The 14,949-nt window shown below is 45.2% G+C and carries 14 protein-coding genes; 4 read left to right on the top strand and 10 right to left on the bottom strand.

Annotated features, from left to right (window positions below):
* Positions 1-156 precede the first annotated feature (156 nt).
* From lpdA to D0C36_RS07380, 3 genes are all read right to left on the bottom strand, one after another.
* Entirely contained in the window at positions 157-1,560 is a 1,404-nt protein-coding gene (gene lpdA / locus D0C36_RS07385; RefSeq protein ID WP_117390906.1) for a dihydrolipoyl dehydrogenase, read from the bottom strand.
* Positions 1,561-1,790: 230 nt separating this feature from the next.
* On the bottom strand, positions 1,791-2,042 hold the full coding sequence (locus tag D0C36_RS24365; protein ID WP_147321953.1) for a hypothetical protein: 252 nt from the start codon (positions 2,040-2,042) through the stop codon (positions 1,791-1,793).
* 288 nt (positions 2,043-2,330) lie between these two features.
* The gene (locus D0C36_RS07380) at positions 2,331-2,945 is read right to left on the bottom strand and encodes a hypothetical protein (protein ID WP_117390905.1); all 615 of its coding nucleotides are present in this window, start codon (positions 2,943-2,945) and stop codon (positions 2,331-2,333) included.
* Positions 2,946-3,080: 135 nt separating this feature from the next.
* Here D0C36_RS07380 and D0C36_RS07375 point away from each other — a divergent pair, with 135 nt between their 5' ends.
* The 3 genes from D0C36_RS07375 to D0C36_RS07365 all read left to right on the top strand — a co-directional run bounded on the left by D0C36_RS07375 (position 3,081) and on the right by D0C36_RS07365 (position 7,595).
* Positions 3,081-4,946, top strand: a complete 1,866-nt coding sequence (locus D0C36_RS07375; RefSeq protein WP_117390904.1) for a CocE/NonD family hydrolase — start codon at positions 3,081-3,083, stop codon at positions 4,944-4,946.
* Between the two features lie 52 nt (positions 4,947-4,998).
* Positions 4,999-6,660 (top strand): M1 family metallopeptidase, encoded by a 1,662-nt coding sequence (locus D0C36_RS07370; RefSeq protein WP_199501973.1) that lies wholly within the window; start codon positions 4,999-5,001, stop codon positions 6,658-6,660.
* Positions 6,661-6,899: 239 nt separating this feature from the next.
* Positions 6,900-7,595, top strand: coding sequence for a head GIN domain-containing protein (locus tag D0C36_RS07365; protein ID WP_117391395.1), 696 nt, complete (start codon positions 6,900-6,902; stop codon positions 7,593-7,595).
* Positions 7,596-7,670: 75 nt separating this feature from the next.
* Here the strand turns inward: D0C36_RS07365 and trxA are convergent, their stop codons facing one another.
* A complete protein-coding gene (gene trxA / locus D0C36_RS07360) occupies positions 7,671-7,991 on the bottom strand; it encodes a thioredoxin (RefSeq protein ID WP_117390903.1) in 321 nt (106 codons plus the stop codon).
* Between the two features lie 187 nt (positions 7,992-8,178).
* Here trxA and D0C36_RS07355 point away from each other — a divergent pair, with 187 nt between their 5' ends.
* Positions 8,179-8,484 (top strand): hypothetical protein, encoded by a 306-nt coding sequence (locus D0C36_RS07355; protein WP_117390902.1) that lies wholly within the window; start codon positions 8,179-8,181, stop codon positions 8,482-8,484.
* A 96-nt stretch (positions 8,485-8,580) separates the two neighbouring features.
* Here the strand turns inward: D0C36_RS07355 and D0C36_RS07350 are convergent, their stop codons facing one another.
* The 6 genes from D0C36_RS07350 to D0C36_RS07325 all read right to left on the bottom strand — a co-directional run bounded on the left by D0C36_RS07350 (position 8,581) and on the right by D0C36_RS07325 (position 14,878).
* The gene (locus D0C36_RS07350; protein ID WP_117390901.1) at positions 8,581-9,309 is read right to left on the bottom strand and encodes a hypothetical protein; all 729 of its coding nucleotides are present in this window, start codon (positions 9,307-9,309) and stop codon (positions 8,581-8,583) included.
* 237 nt (positions 9,310-9,546) lie between these two features.
* Positions 9,547-10,797, bottom strand: a complete 1,251-nt coding sequence (ilvA, locus tag D0C36_RS07345) for a threonine ammonia-lyase IlvA (RefSeq protein ID WP_117390900.1) — start codon at positions 10,795-10,797, stop codon at positions 9,547-9,549.
* A gap of 3 nt (positions 10,798-10,800) precedes the next feature.
* Positions 10,801-11,967, bottom strand: coding sequence for a 2-isopropylmalate synthase (locus tag D0C36_RS07340; protein WP_117390899.1), 1,167 nt, complete (start codon positions 11,965-11,967; stop codon positions 10,801-10,803).
* A 102-nt stretch (positions 11,968-12,069) separates the two neighbouring features.
* On the bottom strand, positions 12,070-12,825 hold the full coding sequence (locus D0C36_RS07335) for a class I SAM-dependent methyltransferase (protein WP_117390898.1): 756 nt from the start codon (positions 12,823-12,825) through the stop codon (positions 12,070-12,072).
* Positions 12,826-12,891: 66 nt separating this feature from the next.
* The gene (gene leuB, locus D0C36_RS07330; RefSeq protein WP_117390897.1) at positions 12,892-13,968 is read right to left on the bottom strand and encodes a 3-isopropylmalate dehydrogenase; all 1,077 of its coding nucleotides are present in this window, start codon (positions 13,966-13,968) and stop codon (positions 12,892-12,894) included.
* A 109-nt stretch (positions 13,969-14,077) separates the two neighbouring features.
* Positions 14,078-14,878 (bottom strand): methyltransferase domain-containing protein, encoded by an 801-nt coding sequence (locus tag D0C36_RS07325; protein ID WP_117390896.1) that lies wholly within the window; start codon positions 14,876-14,878, stop codon positions 14,078-14,080.
* Positions 14,879-14,949: the final 71 nt, after the last annotated feature.

Raw genomic sequence — 14,949 nt, 5'->3', positions numbered from 1 at the left:
GCGATGTCGGGGTGAGTTAATTGTTTGAACGATACTTACCCCTTATCAGTTTATGGGTTATTTCCTTTACAAGAGGATTGCTTGCGGCAGCTCAGAGATAAATAAAAAAGGCGTACCAAATGGCACGCCTTTTTTATTGAATAATATTAAAATCAATTAGATATGAATAGCGCGATTTTCTGTCGCTGCTAAACAAGCTTCTCTCATCGCTTCAGTATAAGTTGGGTGAGCGTGGCTTGCGCGTGTCACGTCCTCTGCAGAAGCACGGAACTCCATAGCAATAACTGCCTCAGCTATCATATCCGCAGCACGTGGGCCTATCATGTGTACACCCAGGATCTCGTCGGTAGCAGCATCAGCCAATACTTTTACAAAACCATCGGTATCGCCGCTGGCACGTGCACGGCCACTGGCTTTGAACGGGAACGAGCCTACTTTGTATTTAGTACCTTTTTCTTTCAGCTGCTCCTCGGTGAAACCTACTGCAGCAACCTCTGGCCAGGTATAAACCACGCCCGGGATCAAATTATAATTGATGTGTGGTTTTTGTCCGGCAATGATCTCGGCAACAAAAGTACCTTCGTCTTCAGCTTTGTGAGCAAGCATAGCGCCTTTTATCACATCGCCAATAGCATAAACGCCTTTAACGCTGGTCTCCAGGTGCTCATCAACGGTGATCTTACGGCCACGCTCTTCAACCGTGATGCCTATTTTATCTAAACCTAAACCATCGGTATAAGCCACACGACCAACAGCTACCATACAGTAGTCGCCTTTAAGCTCTTGTTTTTCGCCTTTAGCGTTATCGAAAGTTACGGTTACCTCTTTGCCTTTAACAGAGGCACCGGTTACCTTGTGGTTAAGGTAAAAATCCATGCCCAGTTTCTTTAACACTTTCTGCAACTCTCGGCCAAGGGCTTTATCCATGGTAGGGATAATGCCATCCATAAACTCAATTACAGATACTTTGGCACCCAAACGTGCATAAACCGAACCCAGCTCCAAACCAATAACACCACCACCAATCAATATCAGGTGTTTAGGTATTTCGGTAAGGGTTAAAGCCTCGGTAGAGGTAATGATGCGTTTCTTGTCTATCGGCAAAAAAGGCAGGCTCGATGGTTTTGAACCTGTAGCAACGATCACGTTTTTACCGGTAATTTCGGTAGCTGTGCCATCAGCTTTAGTAACCGTAATGGTGTTTTTATCTTTAAAAGAACCTACACCCTGGTGTACGTCTATCTTGTTTTTCTTCATCAGGTAAGTGATGCCGCTGGTATTGGCGTCAACAACTTCCTGTTTGCGTTTTATCATCTGGCCAAAATCAATACCCAGTTTTTGCAGCTTAATGCCGTGCGCTTCAAAAGCATGCGCAGCATTGTGGTAATGCTCAGACGAATCGAGCAGGGCTTTTGACGGGATACAGCCCACATTAAGGCAGGTACCGCCAAGGGTATTATATTTTTCGACTATTGCGGTTTTTAACCCCAATTGGGCACAGCGAATGGCAGCAACATAACCACCAGGACCAGACCCTACAACGATAACATCATATTGCATAGTAGTGTATTTTGGTGGGCAAAGTTAAGCAATGTTTACAGCCTTATAAATAGCTATTTAATTAAAATGTGCCTTAATTGACACAATGGGAACGGAGTGCCAACTGCAAACTAAAAACTGCCAACTATACAAGGGCGTTCCCTGCGGTCGGGCTTTCCGTTCATACGCCTGCCCCGAAGGGATGCCTATGGCGCAGGCCTTATTCGCCGGGCCGGTATCCACTTCAATCCCTAACGCAAGCTCACCACCAGCGTCATTGCGAGGAGCGACAGCGACGTGGCAATCCCCGGCTTACAGAGCCGCTTGTCCTGAAGAGATTGCTTCGTACCTCGCAATGACGCGCAGGTGTAACGTTTTTTCTCTACCCTGTCAGCAAAAAAGCTTCGGGCGAAAGCGGGCAGAACAATGTTGGCCTGTGCGACGGCAAGGGCATAGCAATACTTGCCTGAAGCGATGGCCTTGAGCGAACAAAGTAGCGGCAAGATGTTGCAGCCTGTGCTTCTGCCCGCTTGCAGGGCAAAGGCCTCGAGCGAAAGAAGCCTCTTTGCAGACTTGATCTTTGGTTACTTTGTATCAAAACAAAGTAACAGTCCTCCGCGGCAATTGAGCGGACTGACGCTGATCACAGCACATTCGAAATATGCGCAACAGGGAACATCTGTTTACTACTGACAAAATGCTATCAGTTGCATAATGTTGATTATCAGGCGTTAATGAATATTCATGTGCATGAACGTGAATACCTGCACATATCGAAAACAAGGAGCAGATCAGGGTTTGTTTTCAGGTCGTAAAACTGTATTTCGGTAAAAATCTAAAGCAAATTGCATCAGGGTTTTAGAGGTGTCCCTGTCATGCGGATCATTATAAGCTTTTAAATAACTTTTCCTATTGTCGCTAACAATTACAAAACCGAAGTTCTGCGGTACACCATGCCTGTAAAACAAACGAATGATCTGGTATAGCGGGATAGGGTAAACGGGATACCCCTGATAATTATTGGACTTGTTGGTGGTATCCGGCGTCCAGATGATCGGTTCAACCTTTCGTTTACCACCCAGTTGTTTAACGAACTCTTTAATCCATGTTTTCCGGCATTCCGGGGTAGTGCAGTCGGTAATATCGTACCTGCCCGAATCAAGCGATGATAAACAGATAAGAAGAAAGGTTTTGTTTGGCGGAAAGGGGCGGCCCGTAGCCTTTTCTATAACATCAGTAAACTTAGCATAGCGGCCCAAAGTGCCCAGATCATTACTCCCGCTTATGGGCCAAAACCGTGCAGGTTCAGCTTCGGTGCTATCGGCAACCGCTTTAGTATGTACCTGGGCAAAGCCTGCCAGGTTTAAAAGCATGGTGATGAATAGTAATAAGGCTGACGGTTTCATTGGTAAAGCAATGTAGTAAATAAAGCGCAGTAATTGATAAATGCAACATTGTAACATTATTATCGCCATTATAGCTTATTAATATTATACTTAGTAAATTACACCCGTATTTACTATTACTGACCCACAATCATCATGAAAAAACTCTCCGCATTATTATTCGTAATGGCGGCAGCCTGCAGTTCGCTGTTTGCCCAAAGCAGTTACGTAAAAGAACACTACACCAAAAAAGATGTGTACATCACCATGCGCGATGGCGTTAAGCTGTTCACATCCATTTATACACCAAACGATGCTGCAAAGGATAAAAAGTATCCTATAATTATGCAGCGTACCTGCTACAGCATTGCCCCATACGGCGAAACCAAATACCCTAACCAGGTAGGCCCTTCAAAATACATGATGCAGGAAGGCTATATCTACGTTTACCAGGATGTGCGCGGCCGCTACAAAAGTGAAGGCACCTGGACAAACATGACCCCGGTTATCGATAATAAGAAAACCAAAAAAGATGTTGACGAAGGTTCTGATACCTACGATACCATTGACTGGCTTGTAAAAAACGTAGCCAATAACAACGGTAAAGTTGGCCAGTGGGGTATCAGCTATCCGGGCTTTTATACTGCTGCAGGTATCCTGAGCAACCACCCTGCATTAAAAGCTTCATCGCCGCAGGCACCTATTTCCGATTTCTTTTTTGACGATTTTCACCACAACGGCGCTTTCATAGAAGGTTACTTTTTCACCTTCCCGGTATTTGGTGTACAAAAAACCGATACCACTTCAAAAGCATGGTACCAGAACACCATGTTTAACCCGGGCACTAAAGATGGCTACCAGTTCCTGTTAGATCTTGGTCCGCTGAGCAATGCCGATAAATATTACAAAGACAACTTCTTTTGGCAGGAAAACGTTAACCACCCCAACTACGATGAGTTTTGGCAAAAACGCGGTCTGCTAAAACACTACAACAAAGTAAAGCCTGCCGTAATGCTGGTAGGTGGCTGGTTTGATGCCGAGGATTTGACCGGCCCGCTGGCTATTTTCAAAACCATCGAGAAGAAGGATCCATCAGCATATAACACCATTGTGATGGGGCCATTTGGCCATGGCCGTTGGTCGCGCGAGACGGGGCACACCATGCACAGCAACGTGTACTTTGGTGATAGCATTGCTACCTTCTATCAGAAAGAGATGGAGCAGAAATTCTTCCACCATTTCCTGAAAGAAAATGGCGACAAAAACTCAGGCTTGCCAAAAGCATATATGTTCAACACCGGTAAAAACGAGTGGCGTAAATTTGATAAATGGCCTTCGCCGGCTGCCAGCCACGTTAAATTTTACCTGAACAGTGATGGTAAACTGACCGAAAGCGAACAAAACGGCAGCGCAGGCACCAGCTTTGTAAGTGACCCGTTAAAACCGGTTCCGTACACCGAGGATAATACCACTACCATGGGCTTCACCCCGCACAATTACATGAGCGAGGATCAGCGTTTTGCCGGCCGCCGTACGGATGTGCTGGTATTCCAGACCGATGTTTTATCTGATGATGTAACCCTTGGCGGCGAGATAATGGCTAACCTAAAAGTAGCTACCACCGGCAGCGATGCCGACTGGATAGTGAAACTGATAGACGTTTACCCGCCCGATGAGCCGAACAACCCTTATATGCCAAATAAGAACATCATCCTGAGCAACTACCAGCAAATGGTACGCTCGCAGATAATGCCGGCACGTTTCCGTAACAGCTTTGAGAAACCCGAGGCCATGGTGCCAAACCAGAAAACCGCGGTAAACTTCCATCTGAATGATGTGCTGCATACCTTCAAAAAAGGGCACCGCATTATGATACAGGTGCAAAGCACATCGTTCCCGCTGTATGCGCGCAACCCGCAAAAATTTGTGGAGAACCCATACAAAGCTGCACCAAGCGACTATCAGAAAGCAACGCACACTGTGTTCAATGATAGCTTTATTGATGTGGAAGTGTTGAAGTAAGACCTCACCCAACCCTCTCCTGAAGGAGAGGGTTTTATATACCATCCAAAAAATGAAGATCTACAAGAAAATATTAGGCATAGCAGCTTTTGGTTTAATGCCATTTGCATCTCACGCCCAACTTGGCGCTGCCAAAGAAACTTTTACCCGTGCCGATAGCCTGCGCGGTAACCTTACACCTTTGCGGACGTGTTATGATATTAATTACTATCACCTTGATGTGAAGTTTGATATCGATAACAAATTCATCAGCGGCAGCAACCTGTTTAAATTTACAGCCACGCAGGATTTTACCAAACTGCAGTTTGATCTGTTCTCAAACCTGAAGGTAGAGAGAGTGGTTTACAAAGGCAAAGACCTGCCATTTACCCGCGAGTTTAACGCGGTATTTGTAACCTTCCCGCAGACTATTAAAAATGGTAGCAAGGACGAGTTTACAGTGTTCTACTCAGGTAACCCAACCATTGCCAAACGCGCGCCATGGGATGGCGGCGTGGAGTACAATGTAGATTCGCTTGGCCACAAATGGGTATCTACTGCCTGCCAGGGCATGGGTGCCAGTGTTTGGTGGCCAAATAAAGACCACCAGGCCGATGAGGTGGACAGCGCGCTGATCAGCATCAGCGTACCAAACGGTTTGAAAGATGTGAGCAACGGTCGCCTGCGCGAGGTCACCAAACTAAAGGATGGCTACACTAAATTTGATTGGTTTGTGGGCAGCCCGATCAACAACTACGATATTGAGGCCAACATAGGCGATTACGCTCACTACAGCGAGACCTATCAGGGTGAGGCTGGTAAACTAACCCTTGATTTTTGGCCATTAAGTTATAACCTCGCGAAAGCCAAAAAGCACTGGGGCGATAATGTGAAACCGATGCTGAAAGCATTTGAGCATTGGTTTGGTCCGTACCCGTTCTATAAAGATGGTTACAAACTTGTTGAGACCCATCACCTGGGTATGGAGCACCAAAGCGGTGTGGCTTATGGTAACAAATATCAAAACGGCTACCTCGGTCGCGATCTATCAGGCACCGGTTGGGGTCTTAAATGGGATTTTATCGTGGTACACGAGAGCGGCCACGAGTGGTTTGGTAATAACATTACCTCAAAAGACCTTGGCGATATGTGGATCCACGAGAGTTTTACTAACTACAGCGAATCATTATTTGTTGAGGATAGATTTGGTAAACAAGCCGGATTAGAATACACGCACGGCAACCGAATGGGTATTGTAAATGACAGACCTATCCTGGGCCCTTACAATGTAAACAAAGAAGGCTCGGGCGATATGTACCCTAAAGGTGGCGTAATGCTGAACACTATCCGCACCATTATTAATGATGACGAGAAATGGCGCAGCATCCTTCGCGGGCTGAACAAAACTTTTTACCACCAAACCGTAACTTATGACGATGTGGTAGGCTATATCAACAAAGAAAGCGGTAAAGATCTCTCGCCGGTGTTTGACCAGTACCTTAAACACACCGTACTGCCAATACTGGAGTTTACCACCATGAAAGGCCAACTGATGTGCCGCTGGATCTCAGATGTACGCAAATTTAATATGCCTGTTAAAGTGCGCGTAAAAGGCGGTGAATACCAGTTTATCACCCCAACACCACGTTTTACACCTGTTAATATCCAGGGTGCAAATAAGGATAACATAGAGGTTGATTTGTTCAACTATTACATAGGCGTGCTGAACGATTAAAGTGCGGCAGTTCCTCTATACCATGTCATTGCGAGGAGCGTAGCGACGTGGCAATCTCTTCGTTTGTAGATAAACGCGAGGAGGTTGCCACGCTATCGCTCGCAATGACATTGTTTTAAACCCTTGTGATGGCGCACGCGTGCCGCGTGTGCTTCATCAACCCTCTCCCAATATTTATTTTCCAATCTGTGCAACTTTTTGGTTACATGCCGCATCTAATAGTTAAACACAAACAAACGATGAGAACACTAAAAACCTTTTTAATGGCAGCGGCACTGGTTGCAACTGCAGGCTTAGTTAAAGCTGAAGTACAAGACAGGCACCTTAGCGGCTTTAATGCTGTTGATGTTGCAGGCTCGTATGATGTGGTTATCACCCAGGGTTCGAGCGAATCTGTTAAAGTTGACGCGCCATCTGATGTGATCAACAAGATCATCACCGAGGTTAACGGCGGTGTGCTTAAAATATACACTAAGAGCGGCACCAGTTGGAACTGGACTGGAAATAAAAAGATGATTGTTTACGTAGGCATTAAAGATGTTAACGCAGTAAGCCTTGCAGGTAGCGGTGATGTGATGTTTAAGAACGGCCTTAAAGCATCGTCATTAAAACTGAAACTAACCGGTAGCGGCGACCTTACCGGCAAAGTAGATGTAACAAACCTGGAGAGCAGCATTGGCGGCTCGGGCGATATCACTATCTCTGGTCGTGCGGATAATTCAACCGTTAGCGTTGTTGGTTCGGGCGACTTCACCGGCCAGAATTTAGCTACTCAAAATACCCAGGTAAAAGTTGCAGGCAGCGGCGATGCGCGTGTTAACGTTGGCGAAAAATTGGATGCAGCAGTTGTTGGTAGTGGTGATGTGCATTACACCGGTTCGGTTAAAAATGTATCAACCTCAAAAGCAGGAAGCGGCAGCGTAAGCAGAATGTAAACGCCTGAGAAATATATATAACAGGAAAGGCCCCGATAAACTCGGGGCCTTTCTTGTTATATTACGGTTAGCTAATTATGCTAATTGTTTTTTTAACTTATCTGCAAGTACTGATTTTGGTACTGCACCAATTTGCTTGTCAACAATTTCGCCATTTTTGAAGTATAACAACGCAGGGATGTTACGGATACCGTACTGCATTGAAATATTAGGGTTATGGTCAACGTTTACTTTACCAATTACGGCCTGGCCATCGTAATCTTTAGCAAGCTCTTCAACAACAGGGCCTACCATTCTACACGGACCACACCATTCTGCCCAAAAATCAATTAATACGGGTTTGTCTGATTTAAGAACAAGTTCTTCGAAGTTTGCATCAGTTATTTCTAAAGCCATGATTTCTATATTTTAAATAAATGTTATACAAATATATACTAATCAAAACGCTTGCCACAACACCGGGCCTGACAATGTGACAATAAGATTATCAACAACTACAATCCTGACATTGGCTTTGTTTTATTACAAGCAGGTTGGGTTACTTTTTATGTGGATAACGTATCAATAATAAAAGCCGAACATTATGAGCCTGCTGATATTATTTTTAGCGCCTGTATTGCAAATTATCCTGTCGGCAATGCGTATTAGTGGTAACCTTAAAATCAGATTGATCTACATAACTCTACTGGCGTTTGCATTGGGTACTGCCATGACGTTTGTTTCAGCAGGAATGATCTCGGATCAACTGGCAAAAAGTAATTTCCATTGCGGCATGCCTATGATAGGGTCATTCTTTATGGGCCTGCTTACTACTTTTACTACGCCGGTTATAGGCATAATATTCTTGCTGATCTATAACGCGAGGCGAAAGAGGATCAGTTTAAATTAAGTATATAGAGGTTCGTTACCTCGCAATGATGGGAAATTAAAAAGCCACTCAGGCATAAGTGGCTTCTTAACGGGCAGAAAATTACGGTTCAGATATTTAATGGATGTTCAATCGCAGGTAACCTTTCTCTGCCGTAATATGGTCGTTCTCGTCAAACTCCTTAAATAGTTGGGCATCAAATGTGGCTTCTAAATTATAGCCGCCTTTGTTGTTTTTAACAAGGCTGATGATCTCAAAATTGCCTTTTTGGAAACCTTTCTCAAGTTTTGAAGCGGTTTGCATGGGTAAGGGGCAATAAGAAACATAAGCGCCGCCATCAACATATATCTGAAGGGCAATACCGTTCATGTTTTGCTCACGGTGAAAATCTTCTGAGTAAGGGTGTTTGCCGATATCAAAAAGCGTAAGCATTTCTTTTGTTGAGGGCACATCATACATAAGACCGGCCCAGGCTTTCACCATGTCGGTTTTTAAGTATTTTTTAAGGAACGATACCTCAAAGTTCAATTTGTCGGAAGAGATCTTGTTGCTTTTAAAATATAATACAGAATCCGGGTCTTGAGATAGCTCATACAGTTTTGGCGGAGCTGCGTTAGGATCAATTAATTTTTGGTTAACGCCACCGTTACCGAACGTATTAAAAGTATTTACCGTATTTGCATTGTAAACAACTCCATTTACCGTGAAGGATACGCTGTCGGTAACTGCTTCAATACCTCTGTCGGGGCGGGTTGGCTCTGTTTGTGGAGACGTGTTTTGCTTGTCTTTTTTGCAAGAGGCAAATAGCAGTGAAAAGATAACTAATAAGGCTAAAGGTTGTTTCATAATTAAAAAGTGCGAAGATAGAGGAAATAATGTTAATTGCAATAATGGATTTATGCCCGTATGACGACAGATGTGTGCCATGGTTTAATACCGGAAACGGGCAGATAGATAACAGCGTGACTATCAGTGCGGAAATTAAGCACATGACATCGGCGATAACAGGAGTCAAAAAAGAAAGCCGCTCAATAAATGGAGCGGCTCTTTTTCTATAAATTCTTAAATTCTTCTGATTCTGGTTCAGACCAGATACTCAAACAGTGTAGCATCCTTGTTGATCTCTATCACCTCGAAACGGTTTTCCTGCATGCGTTGAAGCAGGGCAGTGTAGTCGCCGGCATTTTTTAGTTCGATGCCTACCAGGGCGGGGCCGTTTTCTTTCGATGTTTTTTTGATGAACTCGAAACGGGTAATATCATCGCCGGGGCCTAATACCTCGGTTACAAATAATTTTAACGCACCGGGGCGTTGTGGGAAACGAACGATGAAGTAATGTTTCAACCCCTCATACAACAGTGATTTCTCTTTGATCTCGGCCATGCGGTCGATATCATTATTGCCGCCGCTGATAATGCAGACAACGTTTTTGCCTTTTATCTGGTCTTTAACCGCGTCCAATGCAGTTACAGAAAGTGCGCCTGCAGGTTCAACCACAATGGCGTCTTCGTTATACAATCTAAGGATGGTGGTACAAACTTTTCCTTCCGGTACAGTAAGCATATCATCCAGTATCTCTTTACAGATGGCAAAAGTTTTATCGCCAACACGTTTTACCGCAGCACCATCTACAAAGCGGTCGATATCGCCTAATGCGGTGTTCTCTCCGTTTTGGATCGAGGTAAGCATTGATGGTGCACCTTCGGGCTCAACACCTATCAGCTTAATACCCGGAACGACTTGTTTTAAATAAGTACCCATTCCTGCAGCCAAACCACCACCACCAATAGGCATAATGGCAACTTCGGGGTTGGGCAGGTCTTGTAACACCTCTATACCTACAGTTCCCTGGCCTTCAATAGTACGGTAATCATCAAACGGCGGGATAAAGGTCATGCCGTGCTCTGCGGTGTAGGCCAGAGCCTCTCGCAGGCAATCGTCAAAAGTATCGCCGGTTAAAACCAGTTCAACATTGCCGTTACCAAACATCTCGGTTTGGTTAACCTTTTGTTTAGGGGTAATCTCGGGCATAAAAATTACGCCTTTAATACCCATTTTTTTACACGAGTAAGCCACACCCTGTGCATGGTTGCCGGCACTGGCGCAAACCACGCCACGGCTCAACTCATCCGCAGTTAGCTGACTGATCATGTTGTATGCGCCTCTTAACTTGTAAGAGCGCACTATCTGCATGTCCTCGCGCTTTAAATATATGTTGCACTCGTATTTTTCAGAGAGGCGCTGGTTATACTCCAGCGGGGTACGTTTTACCACATCCTTCAGCCTTGCGTAGGCCGCGTCGAAATCCAAATGCAATGCTGTATCTGTATCCATCACTTAGTTCTTTACCAGCTTGGCAGCCATTAAGCCTTGCAGGTCGTCGTCGTTTATATCCAGTTTGCTGTCAGCTAATATTAAAAAGCGCTGATATGCGTCAAAAAGTTCGTCTTTATCCAGTTTGTGGCCCAATCTTTCCAGGTGGAATTTCAAAGCATGGCGACCGCTGCGGGCAGTTAACACGATACTTGCACTCGGGAAGCCAACATCCTCGGGTTTAATGATCTCGTAATTCTCGCGATTTTTAAGGAACCCATCCTGGTGAATGCCCGAGCTGTGTGCGAAGGCGTTAGCACCTACAATGGCTTTGTTTGGCTGCACCGGCATACGCATCTGCGAACTTACCATACGGCTCATCTCGTAGAAGTTTTTGGCGTTTACATTGGTGTAAAGGCCAAGCGCTGCATGAGTTTTAAGCACCATTACTACTTCCTCGATAGAGGTATTACCTGCACGCTCGCCAATACCGTTGATTGTACCTTCAATTTGGCGGGCACCATTCTGTAAACCGGCAATAGAGTTAGCGGTAGCCAAACCTAAATCATTATGGCAATGCACAGAGATAATGGCTTTATCGATGTTCTTAACGTTCTCTTTAAGGTACTTAATTTTAGCACCGTATTGGTCTGGTAAACAATAACCGTTTGTATCCGGGATGTTCACTACGGTAGCACCGGCAGCGATAACAGCTTCAACCATCTGCGCCAGGAAAACCACATCTGCACGACCTGCATCTTCGGCATAAAACTCAATGTCTTCAACTGCCTTTTTGGCGTATTTTACGGCATCAACCGCACGCTGCAAGATCTCCTCGCGGGTGCTGTTGAATTTGTGCTTGATGTGCTGGTCTGATGAGCCGATACCCGTATGGATACGCGGATGTTTAGCGTATTTCAAAGCCTCAATGGCCGAGTCGATATCGCCTTTGTTGGCACGGGTAAGCGCACAAACAGTTGGTGCCGATACCGCTTTAGATATCTCCACAACACTCTGGAAATCGCCCGGGCTTGATACCGGGAAACCTGCCTCAATAATATCCACGCCAAGCGTTTCCAGCTCGCGGGCAATCTCTATCTTCTCTGGGGTGGTTAACTGGCAACCCGGTACCTGCTCGCCATCGCGAAGCGTGGTGTCAAAAACGTAAACGCGGTTTGGATCGTGTAACATATTTCTTCGTTTTGTATTAGTTTTAGTATCGAGTAGTTAGTATTAAGTATCAAGTATTTATTCAAGCCCTGCAATGTCTTGCTACTTGACACTATATACTTGCTACTCTTTAATAGCTGTAAATCTTAATCTCACATAGTCTGCGTACCATTGGCCGTTCTCGTTATAGTGCGGCTCAAGCAGTTCGGTAACTTCTGTTAGCATTTGTTTTTTCTCTTCTTCGGGGATGCCAACCAAATAAAGCGGGGCAAACATGGTGATCCATTTGGCCACACCCTGGTCGCCATCCTGCAGTGGTGTTTTACGGTCAAAATGCGCCGCAAATGTAACCCTGAACCCTTGCGCCTCTAAACGTGCAGCATACTCTGCCAGCGATGGGAAATACCAGACCTCGGTTTTGGCCTGTTTTGCATAGCCATGATTGACCAGCACTTGTTTGGTAGCCGCTATTAATTTAGCTACGTTACCTTTGCCGCCCATCTCGGCCACAAAGCGGCCGCCGGGTTTAAGTGCATTGTAAACACTTTTTATTACCGCATCAGCATTGCGGATCCAGTGCAGTGTTGCATTCGAGAACACGGCGTCAAATTTTTCATCGAAATGAAAATCGGCACCATCGGCCACAAAGTAATCTACGTTACCATAGGTCTCGCGTGCCTTTTTCACCATCTCAGGTGATGAATCAATACCCGTAGCAACAGCACCCAGTTTCTGGATCTCGTTTGTTAAATGGCCTGTACCACAACCCAGGTCGAGGATATGCTCGCCTTGTTTAACATCAAGCATCTCTAACACACTCTCGCCGTATTGAAATACGAAAGCATGTTTGTTATCATATAATTCAGCGTTCCACTTCATTTTTAGTCATTGAGTCATTAGTCATTAAGTCATTATTTTTTTGACTTTTGACTTTTTAATTTTGACTTATAAATACTCCAGCACTTTTTGGCCCATGGCTTTGGTGCCTAATATTTTTGCTTTATCGGTATTTGCGTCGGCAATGTCGCCGGTGCGGTAACCGTGTTTTAATGTTTTGTCGATAGCATCGGTTATCTTTTTGGCTTCGTCTTTTAGGCCAAAGCTGATCTCCAGCATCAGGGCAACTGATAGGATAGAGGCCAATGGGTTAGCCTTGTCCTGACCGGCAATATCATGTGCCGAACCGTGGATAGGCTCAAAGAAACCTGTACCATCACCAACCGAAGCCGAAGCCAGCATACCCATAGAGCCTGCTATCTGCGAAGCTTCATCAGTAAGGATATCACCAAAGAGGTTGGCGGTTAATACCACATCAAATTTCTTAGGATTTTTAACCAGCTGCATGGCCGCGTTATCAATAAACATGTGCTCGGTCTCAACATCAGGGTATTGTTTGGCAATTTCCTGTACTACCTCGCGCCACAAGCGTGAAGCTTCAAGTACGTTAGCCTTATCAACAGAACATAGGCGTTTACCGCGTACGCGCGCTGCGTCATAAGCTTTGATGGCGATACGCTCAACTTCGTAACGTGAATAGATCATCAGGTCTGACGCAGTATTGCGGTCTTCGCTGCGTTTTTTCTCACCGAAGTACACATCACCGGTCAGTTCACGGAAGAACAGGATATCAGTACCGCGAAGTATTTCCGGTTTCAGGCTCGAAGCATCCAATAGTTCATCAAACAGCATAATAGGGCGCAGGTTGGCATACAGGCCCAGTTCCTTACGGATCTTTAACAAACCCTGCTCCGGGCGAACTTTTGCCGATGGATCATTATCATATTTGATATGTCCGATAGCGCCAAACAGGATAGCATCGCTTGCTTTTGCTTTCTCAAGCGTTTCATCAGGCAGTGGATTGCCTGTAGCCTCGATACCTGCGTGGCCCATCAATGCCTCGTCAAAGGTAAACTCGTGGCCAAAATCAGCGCCGATTTTTTCTAAAACTGCTTTACCCCAGGTTGTCACCTCGGGGCCAATACCATCGCCCGGTATTACTAATATGTGTTTTTGAACTCCCATGTAATCTTTTCCGTCATTGCGAGGTACGAAGCAATCTCCGAACTATACAGAGCGGATTTGCTTAAAGAGATTGCTTCGTTCCTCGCAATGACGCGTTATTTGTTATTTATTAAATTTTATTTACGCCCCGCACTTCTTTTAGCTTCATCACCATTTGCTGTGCGTGGGTTGGTATCCAGTTGTTGTATTCTTCAATTGCTTTAAGGCGGTCGGCGTTGCTGATGTAGCCTTCATCAACTATCTGGTTCATTTGCGCAACAGACGACCAGATGCCCACTTTATGTTCAAAGTTTGCATTGCCTTTTGTGTAAACCTCATTAGCTTCAAGCACCTCTATATCCTGTAAACCGGCTTCTTTAAAAAGCTCCGGCAAACTATCAGCCATCATGTTATCCATGCCGGCTTCTGAGCGCCACCGCAGGAAGGTGGCATAAAACTGCCTCATACTTGCAGGTGGTTCGGGCTGCCATTCCAGTGCTTCGTGGTTATAATCGAGGATGGACAGGATGCCGCCTGGTTTTAACAAACTTTTCAGCTTGTTAACCGCTCTTTGCGGATCGCTTAACCATTGCAAAGTACGCGCGCTCACTATCAGGTCGAATTTCTCTTCCGGTTCGTAAGTGTAAAGATCAGCGTGATAAAGTTCGAGGTTTTTTATATCGGCATAGGTTTCCCTGCCGCTTTCAATAAAGTATTGGGTATTATCGATGCCCGTGACCTTGCCGTTTGGCCCAACAAGTTTGGCAATATCTTTCGATATAGCGCCTGTACCGCAGCCCACATCAAGCACGCGCAGCCCCTGTTTTAACAGCGGCTGTAAAGTGGCATAGTCGGCAGCCAGACCGCGCTCATCAAACAGTTTTGCAGTGCCTTTGCCTTCGCGTTTTATTTCTTTTTGTTCTACGGTCATTACTTCGTTGTCATTGGGTCATTCGCTTCGCTGTCATTGGGGCATTGCCTTTTAGCTTTAACCTTTCGCCT

Origin of the sequence: Mucilaginibacter conchicola (assembly GCF_003432115.1) — a bacterium.
Taxonomy (GTDB): Bacteria; Bacteroidota; Bacteroidia; order Sphingobacteriales; family Sphingobacteriaceae; genus Mucilaginibacter; species Mucilaginibacter conchicola.
This window is presented reverse-complemented; position numbering and strand designations above follow the sequence as displayed.

What these genes read in the sequence shown, in the direction of transcription:
- lpdA (WP_117390906.1), bottom strand. Translation starts at nt 1,560, where the DNA reads ATGCAATATGATGTTATCGTTGTAGGGTCTGGTCCTGGTGGTTATGTT.
- D0C36_RS07380 (WP_117390905.1), bottom strand. Translation starts at nt 2,945, where the DNA reads ATGAAACCGTCAGCCTTATTACTATTCATCACCATGCTTTTAAACCTG.
- D0C36_RS07375 (WP_117390904.1), top strand. Translation starts at nt 3,081, where the DNA reads ATGAAAAAACTCTCCGCATTATTATTCGTAATGGCGGCAGCCTGCAGT.
- D0C36_RS07370 (WP_199501973.1), top strand. Translation starts at nt 4,999, where the DNA reads ATGAAGATCTACAAGAAAATATTAGGCATAGCAGCTTTTGGTTTAATG.
- D0C36_RS07365 (WP_117391395.1), top strand. Translation starts at nt 6,900, where the DNA reads ATGAGAACACTAAAAACCTTTTTAATGGCAGCGGCACTGGTTGCAACT.
- trxA (WP_117390903.1), bottom strand. Translation starts at nt 7,991, where the DNA reads ATGGCTTTAGAAATAACTGATGCAAACTTCGAAGAACTTGTTCTTAAA.
- D0C36_RS07355 (WP_117390902.1), top strand. Translation starts at nt 8,179, where the DNA reads ATGAGCCTGCTGATATTATTTTTAGCGCCTGTATTGCAAATTATCCTG.
- D0C36_RS07350 (WP_117390901.1), bottom strand. Translation starts at nt 9,309, where the DNA reads ATGAAACAACCTTTAGCCTTATTAGTTATCTTTTCACTGCTATTTGCC.
- ilvA (WP_117390900.1), bottom strand. Translation starts at nt 10,797, where the DNA reads ATGGATACAGATACAGCATTGCATTTGGATTTCGACGCGGCCTACGCA.
- D0C36_RS07340 (WP_117390899.1), bottom strand. Translation starts at nt 11,967, where the DNA reads ATGTTACACGATCCAAACCGCGTTTACGTTTTTGACACCACGCTTCGC.
- D0C36_RS07335 (WP_117390898.1), bottom strand. Translation starts at nt 12,825, where the DNA reads ATGAAGTGGAACGCTGAATTATATGATAACAAACATGCTTTCGTATTT.
- leuB (WP_117390897.1), bottom strand. Translation starts at nt 13,968, where the DNA reads ATGGGAGTTCAAAAACACATATTAGTAATACCGGGCGATGGTATTGGC.
- D0C36_RS07325 (WP_117390896.1), bottom strand. Translation starts at nt 14,878, where the DNA reads ATGACCGTAGAACAAAAAGAAATAAAACGCGAAGGCAAAGGCACTGCA.